This window comes from Nibribacter koreensis, from assembly GCF_039541795.1.
GTDB classification, from domain to species: Bacteria; Bacteroidota; Bacteroidia; order Cytophagales; family Hymenobacteraceae; genus Nibribacter; species Nibribacter koreensis.
The window spans coordinates 260,052-276,699 of the sequence record NZ_BAABGX010000002.1 but is presented as its reverse complement, the minus strand read 5'-3'; the positions used below and the strand labels follow the sequence as shown (position 1 = coordinate 276,699).

General features: G+C 49.9%; 17 protein-coding genes. 4 read left to right on the top strand and 13 right to left on the bottom strand.

The annotated features are described in order from the left end of the window. Positions 1 to 217: 217 nt before the first annotated feature. Both ABD880_RS08420 and ABD880_RS08415 read right to left on the bottom strand, forming a co-directional pair. Entirely contained in the window at positions 218 to 541 is a 324-nt protein-coding gene (locus tag ABD880_RS08420; protein WP_345164594.1) for a 2Fe-2S iron-sulfur cluster-binding protein, read from the bottom strand. Positions 542 to 545: 4 nt separating this feature from the next. Further along, positions 546 to 1,559 carry an NAD(P)/FAD-dependent oxidoreductase gene (locus ABD880_RS08415; RefSeq protein ID WP_345164592.1) on the bottom strand — a complete coding sequence of 338 codons (1,014 nt, stop codon included), beginning with the start codon at positions 1,557 to 1,559 and terminating at the stop codon, positions 546 to 548. 202 nt (positions 1,560 to 1,761) lie between these two features. On the opposite strand from ABD880_RS08415, the gene lgt reads away from it, so the two are divergent. After that, positions 1,762 to 2,589, top strand: a complete 828-nt coding sequence (gene lgt / locus ABD880_RS08410) for a prolipoprotein diacylglyceryl transferase (protein WP_345164590.1) — start codon at positions 1,762 to 1,764, stop codon at positions 2,587 to 2,589. 97 nt (positions 2,590 to 2,686) lie between these two features. On the opposite strand, the gene ABD880_RS08405 is transcribed toward lgt, so the two are convergent. From ABD880_RS08405 to yidD, 9 genes are all read right to left on the bottom strand, one after another. Further along, positions 2,687 to 3,526, bottom strand: a complete 840-nt coding sequence (locus ABD880_RS08405) for a hypothetical protein (protein WP_345164588.1) — start codon at positions 3,524 to 3,526, stop codon at positions 2,687 to 2,689. A gap of 225 nt (positions 3,527 to 3,751) precedes the next feature. Next, a complete protein-coding gene (locus ABD880_RS08400; RefSeq protein ID WP_345164586.1) occupies positions 3,752 to 5,206 on the bottom strand; it encodes a phytoene desaturase family protein in 1,455 nt (484 codons plus the stop codon). A 159-nt stretch (positions 5,207 to 5,365) separates the two neighbouring features. After that, positions 5,366 to 5,941, bottom strand: coding sequence for a peptide-methionine (R)-S-oxide reductase MsrB (gene msrB, locus ABD880_RS08395; RefSeq protein ID WP_345164584.1), 576 nt, complete (start codon positions 5,939 to 5,941; stop codon positions 5,366 to 5,368). Between the two features lie 192 nt (positions 5,942 to 6,133). Then, positions 6,134 to 6,676, bottom strand: a complete 543-nt coding sequence (locus ABD880_RS08390) for a metal-dependent hydrolase (RefSeq protein ID WP_345164582.1) — start codon at positions 6,674 to 6,676, stop codon at positions 6,134 to 6,136. A 272-nt stretch (positions 6,677 to 6,948) separates the two neighbouring features. Next, positions 6,949 to 7,386: a nucleoside deaminase gene (locus ABD880_RS08385; protein WP_345164580.1), complete on the bottom strand. Its 438-nt coding sequence runs from the start codon at positions 7,384 to 7,386 to the stop codon at positions 6,949 to 6,951. Between the two features lie 67 nt (positions 7,387 to 7,453). Beyond that, the gene (locus tag ABD880_RS08380; RefSeq protein ID WP_345164578.1) at positions 7,454 to 7,960 is read right to left on the bottom strand and encodes a hypothetical protein; all 507 of its coding nucleotides are present in this window, start codon (positions 7,958 to 7,960) and stop codon (positions 7,454 to 7,456) included. Between the two features lies 1 nt (position 7,961). Further along, positions 7,962 to 8,378 (bottom strand): hypothetical protein, encoded by a 417-nt coding sequence (locus ABD880_RS08375; RefSeq protein ID WP_345164576.1) that lies wholly within the window; start codon positions 8,376 to 8,378, stop codon positions 7,962 to 7,964. 95 nt (positions 8,379 to 8,473) lie between these two features. Then, on the bottom strand, positions 8,474 to 8,902 hold the full coding sequence (locus tag ABD880_RS08370; RefSeq protein WP_345164574.1) for a hypothetical protein: 429 nt from the start codon (positions 8,900 to 8,902) through the stop codon (positions 8,474 to 8,476). Positions 8,903 to 9,052: 150 nt separating this feature from the next. Then, the gene (yidD, locus tag ABD880_RS08365) at positions 9,053 to 9,283 is read right to left on the bottom strand and encodes a membrane protein insertion efficiency factor YidD (protein ID WP_345164572.1); all 231 of its coding nucleotides are present in this window, start codon (positions 9,281 to 9,283) and stop codon (positions 9,053 to 9,055) included. Positions 9,284 to 9,414: 131 nt separating this feature from the next. Between yidD and ABD880_RS08360 the strand changes: the two genes are divergently transcribed. Further along, positions 9,415 to 11,721: a S46 family peptidase gene (locus ABD880_RS08360; RefSeq protein WP_345164570.1), complete on the top strand. Its 2,307-nt coding sequence runs from the start codon at positions 9,415 to 9,417 to the stop codon at positions 11,719 to 11,721. A gap of 99 nt (positions 11,722 to 11,820) precedes the next feature. Here ABD880_RS08360 and ABD880_RS08355 read toward each other — a convergent pair whose 3' ends face one another. Next, positions 11,821 to 12,021 carry a hypothetical protein gene (locus ABD880_RS08355; RefSeq protein ID WP_345164568.1) on the bottom strand — a complete coding sequence of 67 codons (201 nt, stop codon included), beginning with the start codon at positions 12,019 to 12,021 and terminating at the stop codon, positions 11,821 to 11,823. Positions 12,022 to 12,135: 114 nt separating this feature from the next. Here ABD880_RS08355 and ABD880_RS08350 point away from each other — a divergent pair, with 114 nt between their 5' ends. After that, on the top strand, positions 12,136 to 12,966 hold the full coding sequence (locus tag ABD880_RS08350) for a hypothetical protein (protein ID WP_345164567.1): 831 nt from the start codon (positions 12,136 to 12,138) through the stop codon (positions 12,964 to 12,966). Then, positions 12,963 to 15,056 carry a ComEA family DNA-binding protein gene (locus tag ABD880_RS08345; protein WP_345164565.1) on the top strand — a complete coding sequence of 698 codons (2,094 nt, stop codon included), beginning with the start codon at positions 12,963 to 12,965 and terminating at the stop codon, positions 15,054 to 15,056. Before ABD880_RS08350 ends, ABD880_RS08345 begins: the two co-directional genes overlap by 4 nt. Positions 15,057 to 15,092: 36 nt before the next feature. Here the strand turns inward: ABD880_RS08345 and ABD880_RS08340 are convergent, their stop codons facing one another. Beyond that, positions 15,093 to 16,646, bottom strand: coding sequence for a hypothetical protein (locus ABD880_RS08340; protein ID WP_345164563.1), 1,554 nt, complete (start codon positions 16,644 to 16,646; stop codon positions 15,093 to 15,095). Positions 16,647 to 16,648 lie beyond the last annotated feature (2 nt).

Below are 16,648 nucleotides of genomic sequence, written 5' to 3'. Positions count from 1 at the left end.
GCAAGGCCAGAAGATTATTACAGCCGCGGGCAGAGAAAAACTGATTTTAACAAAACCTTAACGTTTGAGCCAGAAAGGCAGATTTTGAAAGCGTGGTTTAAACCGTTTAATGCGGTTTTTGGCCTGTTTTCCAGAAAAGAGGCCAAAAACAAAAGCCCCACACAAATGCAGCTCAATGGCTACACATGCATGAGGCTTTTAAAAGTTTTGATGACTATTAATGATCAGCCATGAGCCTGATCACGGTGCCGTCCAGGTCTGGCGTTATTTTAATCTGGCAGGAGAGTCTGCTTCCTTCTCTCAGGTTGGGCAAGTTCTCCAGCATGTACAGTTCATCGTCAGAGGCTTCGGGAAGTTCTGGGGCTTGCACAAGTTCCACGTGGCAGGTGGCGCACAGGGCCATGCCGCCGCAGGTGGCCAGAATGTCAAACTCATTGGCTTTTAGCACTTCCATCAGGCTCAGGCCCATGTCAGTGGGGGCAGGAACGGCAATGCGCTCGCCGGCGGCATTCTCTACGTAAACGGTTATCTCGTCTTGCATGGCATTATAGGGTTGGCACCCCGTTCACGGTAGTGTATTTGAGAACAAACTTCTTGTCTGGGTACACAATGGCGTAGGCGCTCTGCGCCATCAAGGCCGCCTCATGAAAACCGCACAGAATCAACTTCAGCTTGCCGGGGTAGGTGTTGATGTCACCGATGGCGTATACGCCCGGAATGTTGGTGCTGTAGTCCACGGTGTTCACCACAATGGCAGACTTCTCCAACTCCAGTCCCCAGTTCTCTAGAGGTCCTAACTTAGGCACCAGGCCAAAAAGCGGGATAAAGTAATCTGCCTCTACCTGGTAGCCTTCAGAACCGTCTGGTGAAATAGTCACCGATTCTAACTTGCCATTGCCGTGCACCTCGGTGACGTTAGACTTTAAAAGGAGTTTCATGTGGCCTTCCTCTGCTAGGCTAGCCACCCGCGCCGCCGACTCTGGCGCACCTCTGAAGGTGGTGCCGCGGTGAACCAGTGTTAATTCTTTGGCTACATCTGCCAGGTAAATGGCCCAGTCCAGGGCAGAGTCTCCACCGCCGGCTAGGACAATGCGCTTGTCTCTGAAGAACTCTGGATCTTTGACCATGTAGGCCACGCCTTTGCCAGACTCATAACTCTCCAGGTTCTCAATAGCAGGTTTACGGGGCTCAAAAGATCCTAAGCCGCCGGCAATGACCACTACTTTGCAGGTGATCTCGGTTTTGTCTGTGGTGATTAGTTTGAAAGAACCGTCTTCTAGTTTCTCAATCTCCTCCACGCGCTCACCTAGGGTAAAGGTGGGGTGGAAAGGCTCAATCTGCTGCATTAGGTTCTGCACCAGGTCGCCGGCCAAGACCATCGGGTAGCCCGGTATGTCATAGATAGGCTTCTTCGGGTAGATTTCTGAGAGTTGGCCGCCCACCTGCGGAAGGGCGTCTACCACATGGCATTTCATTTTCAAAAGACCGGCTTCAAATACGGCAAACAAGCCCACCGGCCCGGCGCCGATGATACAGATATCAGTACTTATAGTTGACATTGAAATGAGTTAATATAGGGTAAAGGCAAGAACCTGGGGCTCCTAACCGTTTCTGAGTATGCAACCGCCAACGCCTTGTTAGGTTTTGCGGTTTGCGCCTGCAAAGTAACATCAAAAAAGGCGAAAGTGTTCTGCCAGATTCTGTCTTGGTGGTTGCCTCTCTTATATTAAATTGTAATTTTAGCGCTTTAACCTATCTACCATGCTGGATTTTATCACCTGGGACGTAAGTCCTGACCTTTTCTCTTTAGGGCCTTTGACGGTGCGTTGGTACGGTCTGCTGTTTGCCATGGCCTTTGTCTTGACCCAACCCATTGAGAAGTACATCTATAAAAAAGACGGCCGCTCTGAAGAAGACGTAGACGTGCTCACGTTGTACATGGTCATTGGCACTGTGATTGGCGCGCGCCTGGGCCATTGCCTGTTCTATGACCCGGTATATTACCTGTCTAACCCGCTGGAGATTTTCAAAATTTGGGAAGGCGGCCTGGCCAGCCACGGCGGTACCATTGGTATCTTGATGGCACTCTATCTATTCAGCCGCAAATACAAGTTTGACTACCTGTGGGTCCTAGACCGCATTGTAATTGTAGTGGCCGTGGGCGGCGCCTGTATTCGTCTGGGTAACCTCATGAACTCAGAAATCATTGGCAAACCAACCGATGTGCCGTGGGCCTTCAAGTTTGTGCGCAACAATGAACTGTTCAACGGCGTGCCGGCCTATGTGGACCCGCGCCATCCAACGCAGTTGTATGAAAGCCTTTTCTGTGTGTTTCTGTTCATCCTACTCTACTCGCTCTGGAAAAAGGGGGCAGGTCGTATAAAAGGGTTGTTGTTTGGCCTGTTTGTGACGCTGTTGTTCTCCTTCCGTTTCCTGGTAGAGTTCCTGAAGGAAAACCAAGAAGCCTTTGAAGACGAGCTAGCCTTGAACATGGGGCAGTGGCTGAGCATCCCGTTGATTTTGATTGGCATTGTGGTACTCATCTACGCCCTGCGCCAACCCAGACAACCGCAACAAATGGTCAGCTAGCCGTTTTTGGCCTGATTTCCAGAAAATAGCCTAAAAACAGTTCGGCCTCCGGAAGTAGTCTTTCCGGAGGCCGAACTGTTTTTATATAGATGGTCTTTTAAAGCGCGTATTGGAAAAGGTCGCCTTCCTCGTTGCTCATGACCAGTGTCTTGTTGTCTTTGAATAAGATGGCCTCAGACTTGCCGGATTTAGGGAGCATCATCACTTGCGCCTTCTGGCTGAAGAACTGGTTAGAGCCTTTCTTGAGTGGGTAAACGTACAGTTTCCCGTAGGTCAGAACCGCCATCTTGGTGCCGTCTGGGCTTATATCTGCTGAGGTAACTTCGCCGGGAATCTGGGCCTGGCTCACCAGTTTGGCCATGTGTGTGCCGGCCTGGTCAGAGAGTTCATACAGTTTGGCGGTGCGTTTCTGGCCCCGGTCTTTGGAGAGCAGGTAGAGTTTGTTGTTGTGCCAGAAGAAGCCTTCGCAGTCAAAGTTGCGCAGTTCTTTCTCTACTTTGCCGGTAGGCTGGTCTTGGTACCTAAACTTGATGACCTGCGTCTTGAAGCCCTGTTTGGGAGAGACTTTGTAGATTCTCAGGTCCTGGCGGTCGTTTTTGTTGTTGCCCACGTCACCAATGTACAGGTAGCCTTTGTTGTCCTGTGCTAGGTCTTCCCAGTCATTGTTGATGGTGCCCTGGATCTGGGTCTGGCTGAGTAGTTTCCCTTGTTCGTTTATTTTGTAGAGGATGGGCAGGTTGCCGGCGTCATTGTGCGTCCAGTACTGTCCCGGTGTGCCAGCTGCCTCTAATCCAGAGCTTTCTACAATGACATCGGGGAGTTTGGCCAACAACTCAAGACTGCCTAAAGCGGTTGTAAACGTAGTGTAGCTGCTTAGCGCGGCGGTGAGAGGCAAGGCGACGCAGGCCAATAAAAGCAACTGAGGGAATCGTTTCATTGGGTAAAGGTTGGTTGTAAATCTGGTATAAAATCCTGAATGCAGGGATTTCTGTAAACGAAGCCCATCCCTAGAAGTTAGCAAAAACTTAACATTCCATGGCGGGCGCGGCGTACAGGAGAGGTTCTGAACAGAAGCCAGTTAGCTAGGTTGATTAGAGATATACCTTCATTTTTGGCCTGTTTTCCAGAAACTAGGCCAAAAACGAGGTAGACAGGCTGGCAATCAGCTTAACGGTTTAGCCTTGAGCTTAAAGATGTCTCTGAGGGCGCGGTCTGCCGCGTGGTAACCACACATGCCGTGTACACCGCCACCCGGAGGCGTGGAAGAAGAGCAGAGGTAAATACCTTTCGCCGAGGTCCTGTAGGGCGAGGACCTTAACGCCGGACGCGTGAACAGCTGTCCTAAATCAATGATCCCCCCGTTGATGTCGCCGCCAATGTAGTTGGGGTTGTAGGCCTCCATCTGGTGGGTATTCATAGTGTGACGAGCCAGAACCAAGTCCTTGAAACCCGGCGCGAACCGCTCCATCTGGTTCTCTATGGCCTGGGTCATGTCTTGGGTAGAACCGTTGGGCACGTGGCAGTAGGCCCAGGCAGTGTGCTTGCCTTCGGGTGCGCGGGTAGCGTCAAAAAGGCTCTGTTGCGCCATTAAGACAAACGGTTTCTCGGGGTGCTGACCTTGGGCCGTGAGTTTCTCTGCTTGCGCGATTTCCTCTAAGGTATTGCCCAGATGCACGGTGCCGGCCTGTCTACATTCTGGGGCGGAGAACGGCACCGGACCGTCTAAGGCCCAGTCAATCTTGAACACGCCCATGCCGTAGCGGTACCGCTTCAACTGCCATTGGTAGACAGAGGAGAAGGAATGCCCAGCTATCTCCAGTAATTGTTTGGGTGTGACATCCAGCAAGACCGCATGCGACGAAGGCAGTTGTTGCAACGACCTGACATGCACGTTCGTCTCAATTTTTCCGCCTAGGGAGGTGAAATAAGATGCCAAGGCATTGGCGAAGCTCTGCGAACCGCCTTTAGGCAAAGGCCAACCGTGCAAATGCGCCTGCGCCAGCAAGACTAAGCCAATAGCCGAGGTGGCCATGTTAGACAAAGGTTGAATGGAATGAGCCGCCATGCCCGCCCACAGCCCTCTCGCTTTCTTAGTAGTAAAGACCAAATCGGCTAGGGTAGTGGCCGGCGCCATGGCTTTTATTCCAAATTTCGCCATGGCCAGTGGATCCTTCGGGAATTGCAGCGGGCCTAAGACCGTGGGCGCCAGACTGGGCCAGTCCTTTACCAGAGCGGTCAAGAGTTGCTCATAGGCTTTTCTGTCTTTACCCAGGTGCAGCGCGGTTTCAGGTAAGGAATGCAGTAGCGCCGCCGCCGTACCACCGTCAAACGGGTGCGCAGCCGCTACCGGCGGGTAAATGTACTCCAGCCCATGCTGGGCCAGCGGCAAGGTCTTGAAATAAGGAGATTCGGCGGCCAGGGGATGAATAGCCGAGCAGACATCATGCTGAAACCCCGGAAGCGTCAGTTCCTTGGTGCGCAGTCCACCGCCAATGGTGTCCTTAGACTCCAAGAGCAGCACCGACAGCCCCTGCTCCTGCAGTGCAATGGCCGCGGCCAAGCCGTTCGGCCCGGAGCCTACCACTACCGCATCAAAGTCCCGTTTTTCTAATGCCATTCAATGTGCCTTTCAGTTTCAAGGAAATACGGTGACAAGGTAGAAAGGAAACAATGAATTTTAGTAATGCATACCGCCTTTGCTACCTGATGAAAACAGAACCGCCTCCTGCCGGGGGTGGACAGGAGGCGGTTTCAAACAGATAATTGCTATTTTTTTTTAATTACTCACTTGCAAGCCGTTGTTGGGCACAAAGTCCAGGGAGATGGAATTCATGCAGTAGCGCTTGTAGGTTGGGGGTGGGCCATCGTCAAACAAATGCCCTAAGTGACCGTCACAGCGGCCGCACAACACCTCAATGCGGTCCATGCCATAGGATTTGTCTTCTTTGTACACCACTGCGTTCTTCCTAAAGGTCTCAAAGAAGCTAGGCCAGCCGCAGTCTGTGGCAAACTTGGCGTCAGAGGCGAAGAGCTTGTTTCCGCAGGCAGCGCAGTAATAGGTGCCTTTGCCTGTGAAGTCCCAAAGCTTGCCGGTAAACGCGCGCTCGGTGCCTTTCTGGCGGGCAATGGCATACACGTCAGGCGCTAGGACTTTCTTCCATTCGGCATCTGAGAGGTTGAGCTTGGTGGTGTCTGTGCGCGAGTAATAGGGGTTCTTGGTTTGCTCAGACGTAATAGGTTGCGTGCTGACGGCAGTAGTAGCCTTGGCGGGCTTAGTGCCCTGGTCGGCGGCGCTTTGGCAACTGAACAAAGGCAAAAGCGTGAGCAGGTAGATAAAAAGGAAGCGTTTCATGGATGCATGTTAAAGCGGCAGAAACCTGCCTTCTATACTAACGAAATGCAGGGCCACATTAGTTTTCTTAACCAGAAGAGGCATTGGTTATTTTTAGCTTATTTTCTGGTAAACAGACTGAAAATAAGAATTACTTTCCTGCAGAGGCAGAATTTTAGCTTGTTGTTAGAGGATGATATAGAGAGGAGTGGATTACCGATTGGTTAGCTTTTTGACCAACCAAATAAAGGCTACATACGCTACACTTGGAATGCCCACCCAGACCAGTTCGCTTTTGATGACGGCCAAACCCTTCGGCCCGAAGAACTGCTTGATGCCAATGGGTGACACTTTGATAGGCCGCCATGGCAGGAAGTAGCGGGTATTGTCAAAAGGGGAGAAGACCGCCACGCCCCGCCCGCCGGTGGTCATAGCGTCCAGTAAAGAATGCGAAGCCGTGCAAAGAAAGAAAATCAGAACCAGGAACAGTCCCTGCCTGCTTTGGAGGGGAATGTCTCTGTAAAAGACCTTGGTTACCAGAATGCCCAGCAACAAAGCAAAGACAAGAGAGTGTGAAAAGCCCCTGTGCCCCAGAAAATGCTCATATGGCACTCCAAATTTAAACATGACCACGTCTGCGTCTGGAATCACCGCGCAGAACATGGCCAGTAAACTAAATTTGAGAAGCTGATTTTTGCTAGATGAAGTCTTGCTGATGGCCACCGCCAACAACGCATGTGCAAACGCAGATGCCATGGAAAGAGCGTTAAAATGAAGCCTGAAGCTACACTTCTTTATTTAATAGAAGAAATAGACTACCTCTAACTTCTATGGTGTATAAATTGGGTTTGCCTGCCTCGCCCAGTAAAAAGGCGGGATCTATGGCGCAAGCGTCCGCTTGTGTCCGCACGCATTTATGATCTGGCATGCCTGCGGACACAAGCGGACGCTTGCGCCATTTAGAATGAGTATAAAGTTTCGTTTTCGGCCTATTACTGGAAAACAAGCCGAAAACGTTTAATACTTACTTACACGCCAATGTCCTCGTTCCAGAGCGTGGGTTTTTCCTGGATGAACCGTTGCATGAGGTTGTAACATTCCTGGCTGTCCACCACCGTCACGTCCACGCCCCGGCTTTTGAGCAATTCTTCTTCGCCCATGAACGTCTTATTTTCGCCAACCACTACTCTTGGGATGCCATACAGCAAAATGGTACCAGAGCACATAGGACACGGCGAAAGCGTAGTATACATAGTGCATTCCTTGTACACAGACGCCGGCTGTCTTCCTGCATTCTCCAGCGCATCCATTTCTCCGTGCAAAATAGGGCTTCCGTTCTGTACCCGCTTGTTATGCCCCCGGCCAATGATCTTGCCCTTGTGCACTAAGACAGACCCGATGGGAATGCCGCCTTCATCATAGCCTTTCTGCGCTTCTTCAAAAGCCGCCTGTAAAAATTGGTCCATGGTATGTCTTTAAAATTATTGTATAAGAATGCTCTGTCTAAAACTATGCAAGTCTTAAATCTACTATTTACCACTTGCTACTTTGCATCAATGGAGGTAACACGGTGCATGATAAAGGAGTGGTGAGTGGTTCCTCAAAGGACAGCATAGTCAGCAAATTCTGGTGGAATTGGTCTTTGTTCAGTCTGTCCTCCAAAGTATTCTGGCAACCTACCTCATACATGAAAATGAACGGTTGAAGAAAAGTCTTTCCTCGTATTTCCTTTGCATGACCATTAACTATAATGGTATTTACAGCGGCCTTGAGCATATCCTTCACAGCAGGCGGTGCAGTTTTAGAGAAAGTGATGTTCTGTGTCTTTCCACTTTCACTGATATCAAACTTCATAAACACTACTGACTGAATGCACAGTTTGTCTAATTCCTCCCAATCAGGTTTTGCCAGGTTTGTGGAAACTGCCTGGGAAAGTTCTTTTAAATTGTTAATAGGAATTTGTGCTTGTGCAGTAACAAGCATGGTGGTGCTAAAAATAAATGCCAGAATGAGGAGCAGTTTCTCTAGATGAAAGTTCATGTTAATCAACTATTGGATTAGTGTCTTTTCTTAAGAAGAAATCAACTCTATAGGCTTGACCCTTCTTGACTTTAATAGCATCTGTCTTAATAGCGTAATACGGAAATGTAACAGATGTAAGCGTGAAGAAATCTTTATGCTTTAACGTAAGAGCATACGTTCCGTCCTTATTTAAATTATAACCTGTAGCCTCTACGATGATAACAGCAGATGCCTCGGGAATCTTGCCCGTTTCTATGTCTATAAATCTTCCTATGAATGAAACACTATCTGGATGAGTGCTCTTGCGTTCCTTTGTCATTACTGCTCTGCCATATTTATCTGAGGCAGTTGCACGGTCAAAGTGCACATTGCGTGAGCAAGCGGCTGTAATTAGAAGCACAAGCAGGTATGCCAAACTTAAAATTTGTTTTCTCATGGTTTGAATAAAGGATGATGGACGTCTTTCTGTATATTCTCTATGAGCCCTTTCCAGAGCAAAAACAGCATTCGACTTCCAGCCTACTTAGCTAGCTACTTTCCAGTAGGATTGGCTTCGCAGTAGAGAATAGGTTTTTCATCTTGGGCCAAACGGAAATTTACAACAATAGAATCTCCGGGCTGAGTATGAAAAGGCTCCGTCTCTACCTTCAGATAGCCAACAGAGTTGGCTATTAATTGAAACTTTATGGCACTGGCTTTGCCTTTCAAGCTGAATTCTCCCGAACTAGATTGCTGGGTTGTACATTCATATTTTATACTTGAACTACCCAGATTATTGTTTTTGACAAGGTCGGTTATACTTCCAACTATCACCACGCTTTCTTCTGTTGCCAGGCTTTTACTATGATACTTCTGGAATGTATAGCCTCCTTTATTGTAGGTGGGTTGCAATACTGGTTTTACACTGGTACAACTGCTTACAATAAGTGCTAATGAAAAGTAAATAATGAGTCTATTCATAAGTCTATAAAGTCAGAACTTATTTCTTTTTTAAAAGCTGCTAAGCCATAAATCCTATAAGATCGTTTTTAGCCTCTTTTCTCCAAAACAGCTCAAAAACGAGATATATTACTCCCCTCTCCACGGGAGAGGGGCCGGGGGTGAGGTCCTCTACGGCACCGGGTCATAGCCATGGCCGCCCCAGGGATGACACCGGCCAATGCGTTTAAGCGCCATCCAACCGCCTTTAAATGGACCGTACTTAACAATGGACTGGTGGGCATAGGCAGAACAAGTGGGCGTGAAGCGGCAACTGCCTGGCGTGAGCGGCGAAATGGTGTAGCGGTACACCCACACCAACCCTAGAAACAACTGCTTAAACACCCAATTCAGCCACTGCATACGCGTTCTCCTTTTCATTCTTGAACGGCCTTTCCCGTCACCAGGTAAACCTCATTTCTACTTCTTCTGCTAGTATCGGCAAAAAAATGCACAATTGTGTATCTTTGACGCATTACTAACTAACACACGTTATGCTGAAAAAGATATATGCCGTAGCGTTAGCCATCAGTTTGGGTGCTTCTTTCTCTGCCAAGGCAGATGAAGGGATGTGGCTCCCGCTTTTGGTAAAACGCCTGAACATGGTGGACATGCAGAAACAAGGCCTGCAACTCACCGCCGAGGAAATCTACAACGTCAACAATGCCAGCTTGAAGGACGCCATTGTGCAGTTCGGGGGCTTCTGTACGGGTGAGTTCATCTCTAAGGAAGGCTTGCTGTTGACTAACCACCACTGTGGGTATGACGCTATTGCCACAAATTCAACCCCAGAGAACAACTTGCTGCGTGATGGCTTCTGGGCCAAGACCCGCCAGGAAGAGAGAAAGAACGAAGGTCTGTTTGTAGACATTCTGGTGCGCATGGAAGACGTGTCTAGCCAGGTGTTGCAGGGCATCAACGCCCAGACCTCTGAGCAGGAGCGTGCCAAATTAGTGGCTGAGCGCACCAAGTCTCTGGCAGATGCCGCCAAGAACAACGGCCAGTATGTGGCCTACGTGCGCGACTTCTACAATGGCAACGAGTTCTATATGTTTGTCTATGAGCGTTTCTCAGACGTGCGTCTGGTGGGTACGCCGCCAGAAAGCATTGGTAAATTTGGCGGTGACACAGACAACTGGATGTGGCCACGTCATACCGGCGACTTCTCTATGTTTAGAGTGTACATGAGCCCAGACGGGAAGCCGGCTACGTACTCAGACAAGAACGTACCTTACAAGCCTAAGCACCACCTGCCTATCTCTATGAGCGGCGTGAAAGAAGGCGACTTCTCTATGGTGTTCGGGTTCCCGGGCCGTACCACGCGTTTCATGGCCGGTTCTGGCTTGAGCATGGCGGTAGATCAGTCTAACCCAGCGCGTATCAAATTGCGCGAGCGTCGTTTGGCCATCATGAAAGAAGCCATGGATGCCTCGCAGGCCAACCGTCTGAAACTGGCTTCTAACTACGCCAGCATTAGTAACTACTACAAATACTACATCGGGCAGAACGAGGGCATTAAGCGCATGAAAACGCTTAACAAGAAAGCCAATGAAGAGAAAGCCTTCCAAACCTGGGCCGATGCTGATGCCACCCGCAAAGGCCTTTACGGAAGCGCCTTGTCTGACATCAACGCTTCTTACGCTGGTCAGCGCGAGTACAACTTGTCAGCTATCTACCGCTCTGAGGCCGCTTTGGCGCCTCAGTTGATGATGCACGCCTACCAGTACACGCCAGTTTACAATATGCTGAAAGAAGGCAAAGCCGACAAAGCTCAGCGTGACCAATTGATGGCTGGTGTGAAGGAGATGAACGAAGAGTTCTACAAGAGCTACCTGGCTTCTACCGACCAAAAAATGTTTGCGGAGCTGATGCAGATGTACTACAATGACGTACCCAAAGCACAGCACGGTGACATTTTCAAAGACCTGACGTCTACTTACAAAGGTGACTTCAAGAAATGGGCCGCTGACATCTACAGTAAGTCTATCTTAGGCACTGAGGCCAAAGCAAACGCGTTCCTGGCCAACCCAACTTTGAAAGCCTTGGAGAATGATCCAGCGTTTAAAGTAGTGCGGGCCGTTCAGCAGAACTACACTACCAACATCCTGCCTAAGCTAAACGAGTACAACGCGTCGCTGGCCAAAGCCAACCGTCTGTACGTAGCTGGCCTGCGCGAGATGAACCCTAACAAAGTGTACTACCCAGATGCTAATTCGACGCTTCGTCTAAGCTACGGAACCGTGAAAGGCTATGAGCCTCGTGATGGTGTGGAGTACAAGTATTACACCACGCTAGACGGTTTAGCGGCCAAAGAAGACCCCACCAATGAGGAGTTCATCGTGCCTGCCAAGTTGATGGAACTGGCCGCCAAGAAAGACTATGGCAAGTACGCTGACAACGGCGAAATGCGCGTAGCCTTCATTACTAACAATGACATTACGGGTGGTAACTCAGGTTCTCCGGTGATTAACGGCCGTGGTGAGTTAATTGGTTTGGCCTTTGACGGTAACTGGGAAGCCATGACGGGTGACCTGGTGTTTGACCCTGAGTACAAGCGTTGCATCAACGTAGACATCAAGTATGTGCTCTTCGTGATGGACAAACTGGGCAACGCTGGTCATTTGATCAATGAGATGACTTTGGTGAACAACGGAAATCCCAACACCCAGTTCAACCCGTCTTTGAATGACATGAAGATGAACGGCAAGATGGAGATTGAAACGCCAACCGAAGAGATAAAAATCAAGAAGAAAGGCAACGAGACCAAAATCAAACGCGAAACGAAGAAGCAGAAGAACTAATCGTTTTTGGCTTAGTTTCCAGAAAATACCCTAAAAACGCCCGGTGCACATGTGCCGGGCGTTTTTGTTTTTATGAGGGAAAGGATACTAAGATTAAGCTTATTTGCAGTGCACGTAACACAAGACCTGTTCGCATTTGCCCCACTGCTTGTTTTTGCACTGCTTGCCGGTAGATTTGGCCGTGGCGGTGCACTGTGGGTTGTAAGAAGAAACTGCCGTAGGCGCGGTGCTGGGCGAAGCAAAGGAAAGCATGAAGCCAACGCTGGCCGTCAATGATAATGAGGTGAAAAGTCTTTTCATGATAGATGTGTTATTGGATAGGATTCCTATAAATATAGTAAAACTATATATAGCTCATAGTACCAATTTTTTAGCAAAGCACGTAGGAGGAAAACTGGCTAACCCCCTGTGCCTATGCCGCATCCACTACGCCTTGTTCTATTTTGCTGCTTTCTTCTGGGTGCCTTAGGCGCTCACGGTCAACTATACAATTCTCCCGCCGGCGCCCGGAGCATGGCCTTGGGTGGCTCGTCTGTGACGCTGTCAGATGGTTGGGCGCTCTCTAACAACCCAGCGGGCATGGCCGCCGTGGAACAACCTTCTCTGGGAGCCTTCGCGCATAACAGATTCTCTATCCAAGAACTGACCACGGTGGGTTTGCTGGCTGTGTACCCTTGGGCTAGGATGGGGGTGATAGGGTTGGATGTACAGCGCTACGGTGGTGAGTTGTACAATGAGCAACGGCTGGGCATTGGCGTAGCCCATCAGTTGGGGCAGGTAAGGCTTGGGGTGAAAGTAGATGTGTTGCAGGTGCGCGTGCAGGAGTGGGGAAGCAGAAAGGCCGTGGCGTTGAGCCTGGGCGGACAGTCAGAGGTCATTCCCGGCCTCACGTTTGGCGCCCATATCTATAATCTCAACCAAGCCAAACTAGCAGAGTTTGAGGATGAGCGCGTGCCCACGGTCATGAAAGTGGGTTTGGGTTATCAAGCGGTTTCTAAAGTCCTGCTACTCGCTGAAATTGAAAAAGAGCTGGAGGCTGATGCCGCTGTGAAAGCAGGCGTGGAGTATCAGGTTATTCCAGCTATGACCCTTCGGACCGGTTTCAATTCGGGCACGCGCTCCGGTACAGGCGGTGTGGAGGTGAAGTTTGGGCAGTTTCAAGTGGCGTATGCCTTGGGAGCGCAAAGTAGGCTGGGCCTGAGCAATGCCTTGTCATTGGTCTATCAATGGGAGAAGCGGCCATGAAGCGTTTTTGGCTTGTTTTCCTGATTTTAGCCCTAAAACGACCACCGCTCTGGGCGCAGGAAATTCCCCGTCCGGCAATGGACGTGGAGTTGTTGGTGCAAGAGCTCTTCGCGCAACAGACAGATGAGAACCTAGTAGCCTATGAAGACCTCTATGAGACCTTGCTCCAGTACTACCGTCAGCCCTTAGACCTCAATCGCGCTAGCAGGGAAGAATTACGCGGCCTGTGGCTGTTGTCCGAAAGTCAGATATCGGCCTTATTACAGCATATTTCAGAAAACGGGCGACTTTTGACTTTGTATGAGTTGCAGGCTGTTCCAGGATTTGACGTGCTCACCATCAGAAGATTGTTGCCCTTTGTGACGGTGCAGAGCCTGGGTCAGATAGGGCAGAGAACCTGGCGGGAAAGAATAAAGCAGGCTGAGAATCATTCCCTGCTTTTGCGCTACGACCGTACCGTGCAGGAACGAAAAGGCTATACGGCGCCAGAAGGCCGTTCCCTTACCCGTTACTTGGGCTCTCCAGACAAACACCTTCTGCGGTACCGTTTAAGCCAGCCCAAGGATTTCAGCTTTGGCATCACCGCTGAGAAAGATGCCGGCGAGAAATTCTCCTGGAGTCCCAGCCGGCGCTTGTACGGCTTTGATTTTTACTCTTTCCATGCGCAGGTATATAACCGGGGAGCCTTTAAAACCATAGCGGTGGGCGACTACCAATTGCAGTTTGGGCAAGGTTTGCTACTGAGTAGCGGATTGGGCGTAGGCAAGGGCTCAGAGACCATCACCACCGTCCGGCGCAGTCAGTTAGGGATAAGGCCGCACACGTCTGCCATGGAAACCAACTTCTTCAGAGGACTGGCCGCCACGCATCGTTGGCGAAGACTGGAAAGCACCGTCTTTTACTCTAATAGAAAAGTGGACGCCTCAGTGTCTGAATCAGCGCAGAACGAAGAAGAGTTAGCCGAAGAAATTGGCAGACTGGGCAGTATCCAGACCTCGGGCCTGCACCGCACGCCTACTGAATTTACCAACCGCAACAGAGCCAGGGAGCAGGTGCTGGGCGGCGATGTCACCTATAGAAATCTCACGCAAACCTTAAGCATTGGTTTGACCACCCTGACTACCCGCTACAACCTGTCCTTGCAGAAGAGGCCGGAGCCCTATAACCTGTATTCATTTAGCGGAAGGCAGAACAGCGGGGTGGGCCTTCACTACAGCTACCTTTGGCAGAACTTCAATGTTTTTGGGGAGACGGCGCGGTCCAGCAACGGTGGTTGGGGCACGGTGAACGGCGTGCTGGCCAGCTTGTCTGAGCGCGTGGAGATGGCGTTTGTCTACCGTTACTACGCCAAGGACTTTCAGAGCCTATATGGCAACGCCTTCGGGGAAAGTACCCGCAACCAAAACGAAAGCGGCTTTTACACGGGCTTAAAGGTGAAGCTCTCTAACCGCTGGCAACTCACCGCCTTCTATGATCGGTTCACGTTTCCTTGGCTACGCTACAGGGTAGATGCTCCCTCAGAAGGAGACGAGTATTTGTTGCGTCTGCAGTTTGTGCCCTCCAAATCGACTCTGCTCTACGCCCAGTTTCAGGAGGAACGCAAAGCCAGAAACGAAACCCTAGAAGGAGATGCTTTGGCTAGCGTGACTGAAACCCGTTCCCAGCGGCTGTTGCTTTTGCTGGATTTAAGCCCCTTGCCCTCGCTCAGATTACGATCCCGGGTGCAGATGAGCCAATTTCAGCAATCCAGTATGACACAAAAGGGCTACCTCATGGCGCAGGACATTACCTGGGAGCGCAACAAGAGCCGCCTGAGTGCCCGCTACTCCCTCTTTGATACTGATGGATATGATGCCAGGCAATACGCCCCTGAGCAGGATGTGCTGTATGCCTTTTCTATTCCCGTCTTCACGGGCACCGGCACGCATGTCTACCTGTTGGCCCAGCACCAATTCAACCGGCACCTAGACTTTTGGCTAAAACTCAGCCATACCCATTTCAGAAACCAGGACACGGTGAGCTCAGGTTTGGAAGAGATTCAAGGCCCCAAAAAGACAGACGTGCGGGTGCAGGTGCGTTATCGTTTTTAGCTTGTTTTGGTAGAAAGAGGCCAAAAACGAGGGTCGCTATTTTTCTACTTCTCCTACAGGCGGCTCGGCAGTTATCTGCTTCTTGGGCAGAGCCATCGGCGGAATCTCATAAACATAGTATGAGTACGGATTCATATAATCGCCTTTAAAGGCTCTCAACAGCTTTACCGGCGTTGCATACCACTGAATAGGGATTTCAAACCTTGATATAAAGATGACGGGTGCCTTCTGTTGTTGCGCCAGAACACCTGCCCAATCAAGCAAAACAAATTTGCGGGGAGCGTGACCCTCTAAAAGGTTAAGTCTGAAAAAGCTGGTGTAATTCCCATTGGGTAGGTGGAAAAGCGGCCTGCCTAAGTAAGCAGAGATGGTAGAAGCCGTTACATCATCTTCAATGGTAATCATATAGGACGCAGGCAAAGTCTTTACAAATTCGGCCGCATCTTTTCCTGGGTAGAAAGGGTATTTCCAGTCCACTTGGAGCGCTTTAATACCTGCTACGAATTGGGCAAAGGCAAAAATCAGCAATACGTTGGGCATCCAGGTAGAAGCTTTTTGAGATATTCTTTGCCAGTACCCTAACCCATTGGCAGACCCCTGCGGATAGAAGGTTCTAATCCAGAAGAAGGCTAGGGTGTAAAAGAAGTAATGAGCGTGGTGCCTGATGGCGCCTTCAAACTTGAAGGAGAAGAAGAGCATTAAAAAAGCGAACAGAAGCATAAGCGGGAAGAACAACCGCTTGGTCTGGTAGAACGCCGCCGCAATCAAAAGGACTAGTATAATGGATAAAGGAATCTCAACAGAGGTTTTAAGAATGGAGGAGTTCCAGAAGGTGATATGCGATTGCGGCACCGTAAAAAATGACTGCCAAACCCTGGTGGCAGACTGAAAGACATAATAGGCTTCCTGAAAAGGGAAAAACTCTCTGTGCGGCTCTACGGGGCGCAACATGCTCCAGAAAGAATAGAGGCAGCCAAGCCCCCAAAGACCTACCCCGATTATTCTGTGAGCCATGGACAGCGGTGCCCACTGCGGCGACTCTTTCCAAACCTTAAAGGCCTCTGAAAACAGCAACAAGCCTAACACGCCAGACAGCAGAAACCCGAAGAGGTTGGTCTGGGCGTTTAGTATCAAAAGGAATATATACCCATACCAGTGGGTGAACCGCTTGGGGTAATAGGTGCAAACCAAGAATAAAGTGAGTAGCTCTATGGCATAGAGTCTACTGATAATGCCATATTCAAACAGCCCATAGTAGCCAAAACAAAAGAGTAGTTTAAAGGCCCAGGAGAAGGGAGCGTTTCTCAAGAATACAAAGACAAACCCAACGGCGGTTATCCACTGTGTTACCTTTAAGGCATTTAAGTTGTCTGTGAACCTAGTGACCACAAACAAGAGGCTGTACCAAAGATCTGGGTGACCTTCAAACCTTTTGTTACTGACCAAATCTGTGAAAGAGTAGCTGTAGAGGGCCAGTAACCAAGGTTCTGTCTCATCAAACCAGAGCTCATGATAAGGCATGAAGAAGGCTAGCAGGCAGGCATACAGAAGGGTAAAGGCCAAGGCAAACTTGGTTTTCTGGCTGGGCATGC

Excerpts from the sequence above, each read along its gene's own strand:
- ABD880_RS08370 (WP_345164574.1), bottom strand. The coding sequence starts at position 8,902 with ATGAATAGACTCATTATTTACTTTTCATTAGCACTTATTGTAAGCAGT.
- ABD880_RS08340 (WP_345164563.1), bottom strand. The coding sequence starts at position 16,646 with ATGCCCAGCCAGAAAACCAAGTTTGCCTTGGCCTTTACCCTTCTGTAT.
- ABD880_RS08420 (WP_345164594.1), bottom strand. The coding sequence starts at position 541 with ATGCAAGACGAGATAACCGTTTACGTAGAGAATGCCGCCGGCGAGCGC.
- ABD880_RS08380 (WP_345164578.1), bottom strand. The coding sequence starts at position 7,960 with ATGAACTTTCATCTAGAGAAACTGCTCCTCATTCTGGCATTTATTTTT.
- ABD880_RS08400 (WP_345164586.1), bottom strand. The coding sequence starts at position 5,206 with ATGGCATTAGAAAAACGGGACTTTGATGCGGTAGTGGTAGGCTCCGGG.
- ABD880_RS08355 (WP_345164568.1), bottom strand. The coding sequence starts at position 12,021 with ATGAAAAGACTTTTCACCTCATTATCATTGACGGCCAGCGTTGGCTTC.
- ABD880_RS08405 (WP_345164588.1), bottom strand. The coding sequence starts at position 3,526 with ATGAAACGATTCCCTCAGTTGCTTTTATTGGCCTGCGTCGCCTTGCCT.
- ABD880_RS08375 (WP_345164576.1), bottom strand. The coding sequence starts at position 8,378 with ATGAGAAAACAAATTTTAAGTTTGGCATACCTGCTTGTGCTTCTAATT.
- ABD880_RS08350 (WP_345164567.1), top strand. The coding sequence starts at position 12,136 with ATGCCGCATCCACTACGCCTTGTTCTATTTTGCTGCTTTCTTCTGGGT.
- ABD880_RS08360 (WP_345164570.1), top strand. The coding sequence starts at position 9,415 with ATGCTGAAAAAGATATATGCCGTAGCGTTAGCCATCAGTTTGGGTGCT.
- ABD880_RS08385 (WP_345164580.1), bottom strand. The coding sequence starts at position 7,386 with ATGGACCAATTTTTACAGGCGGCTTTTGAAGAAGCGCAGAAAGGCTAT.
- ABD880_RS08345 (WP_345164565.1), top strand. The coding sequence starts at position 12,963 with ATGAAGCGTTTTTGGCTTGTTTTCCTGATTTTAGCCCTAAAACGACCA.
- ABD880_RS08415 (WP_345164592.1), bottom strand. The coding sequence starts at position 1,559 with ATGTCAACTATAAGTACTGATATCTGTATCATCGGCGCCGGGCCGGTG.
- msrB (WP_345164584.1), bottom strand. The coding sequence starts at position 5,941 with ATGAAACGCTTCCTTTTTATCTACCTGCTCACGCTTTTGCCTTTGTTC.
- lgt (WP_345164590.1), top strand. The coding sequence starts at position 1,762 with ATGCTGGATTTTATCACCTGGGACGTAAGTCCTGACCTTTTCTCTTTA.
- yidD (WP_345164572.1), bottom strand. The coding sequence starts at position 9,283 with ATGCAGTGGCTGAATTGGGTGTTTAAGCAGTTGTTTCTAGGGTTGGTG.
- ABD880_RS08390 (WP_345164582.1), bottom strand. The coding sequence starts at position 6,676 with ATGGCATCTGCGTTTGCACATGCGTTGTTGGCGGTGGCCATCAGCAAG.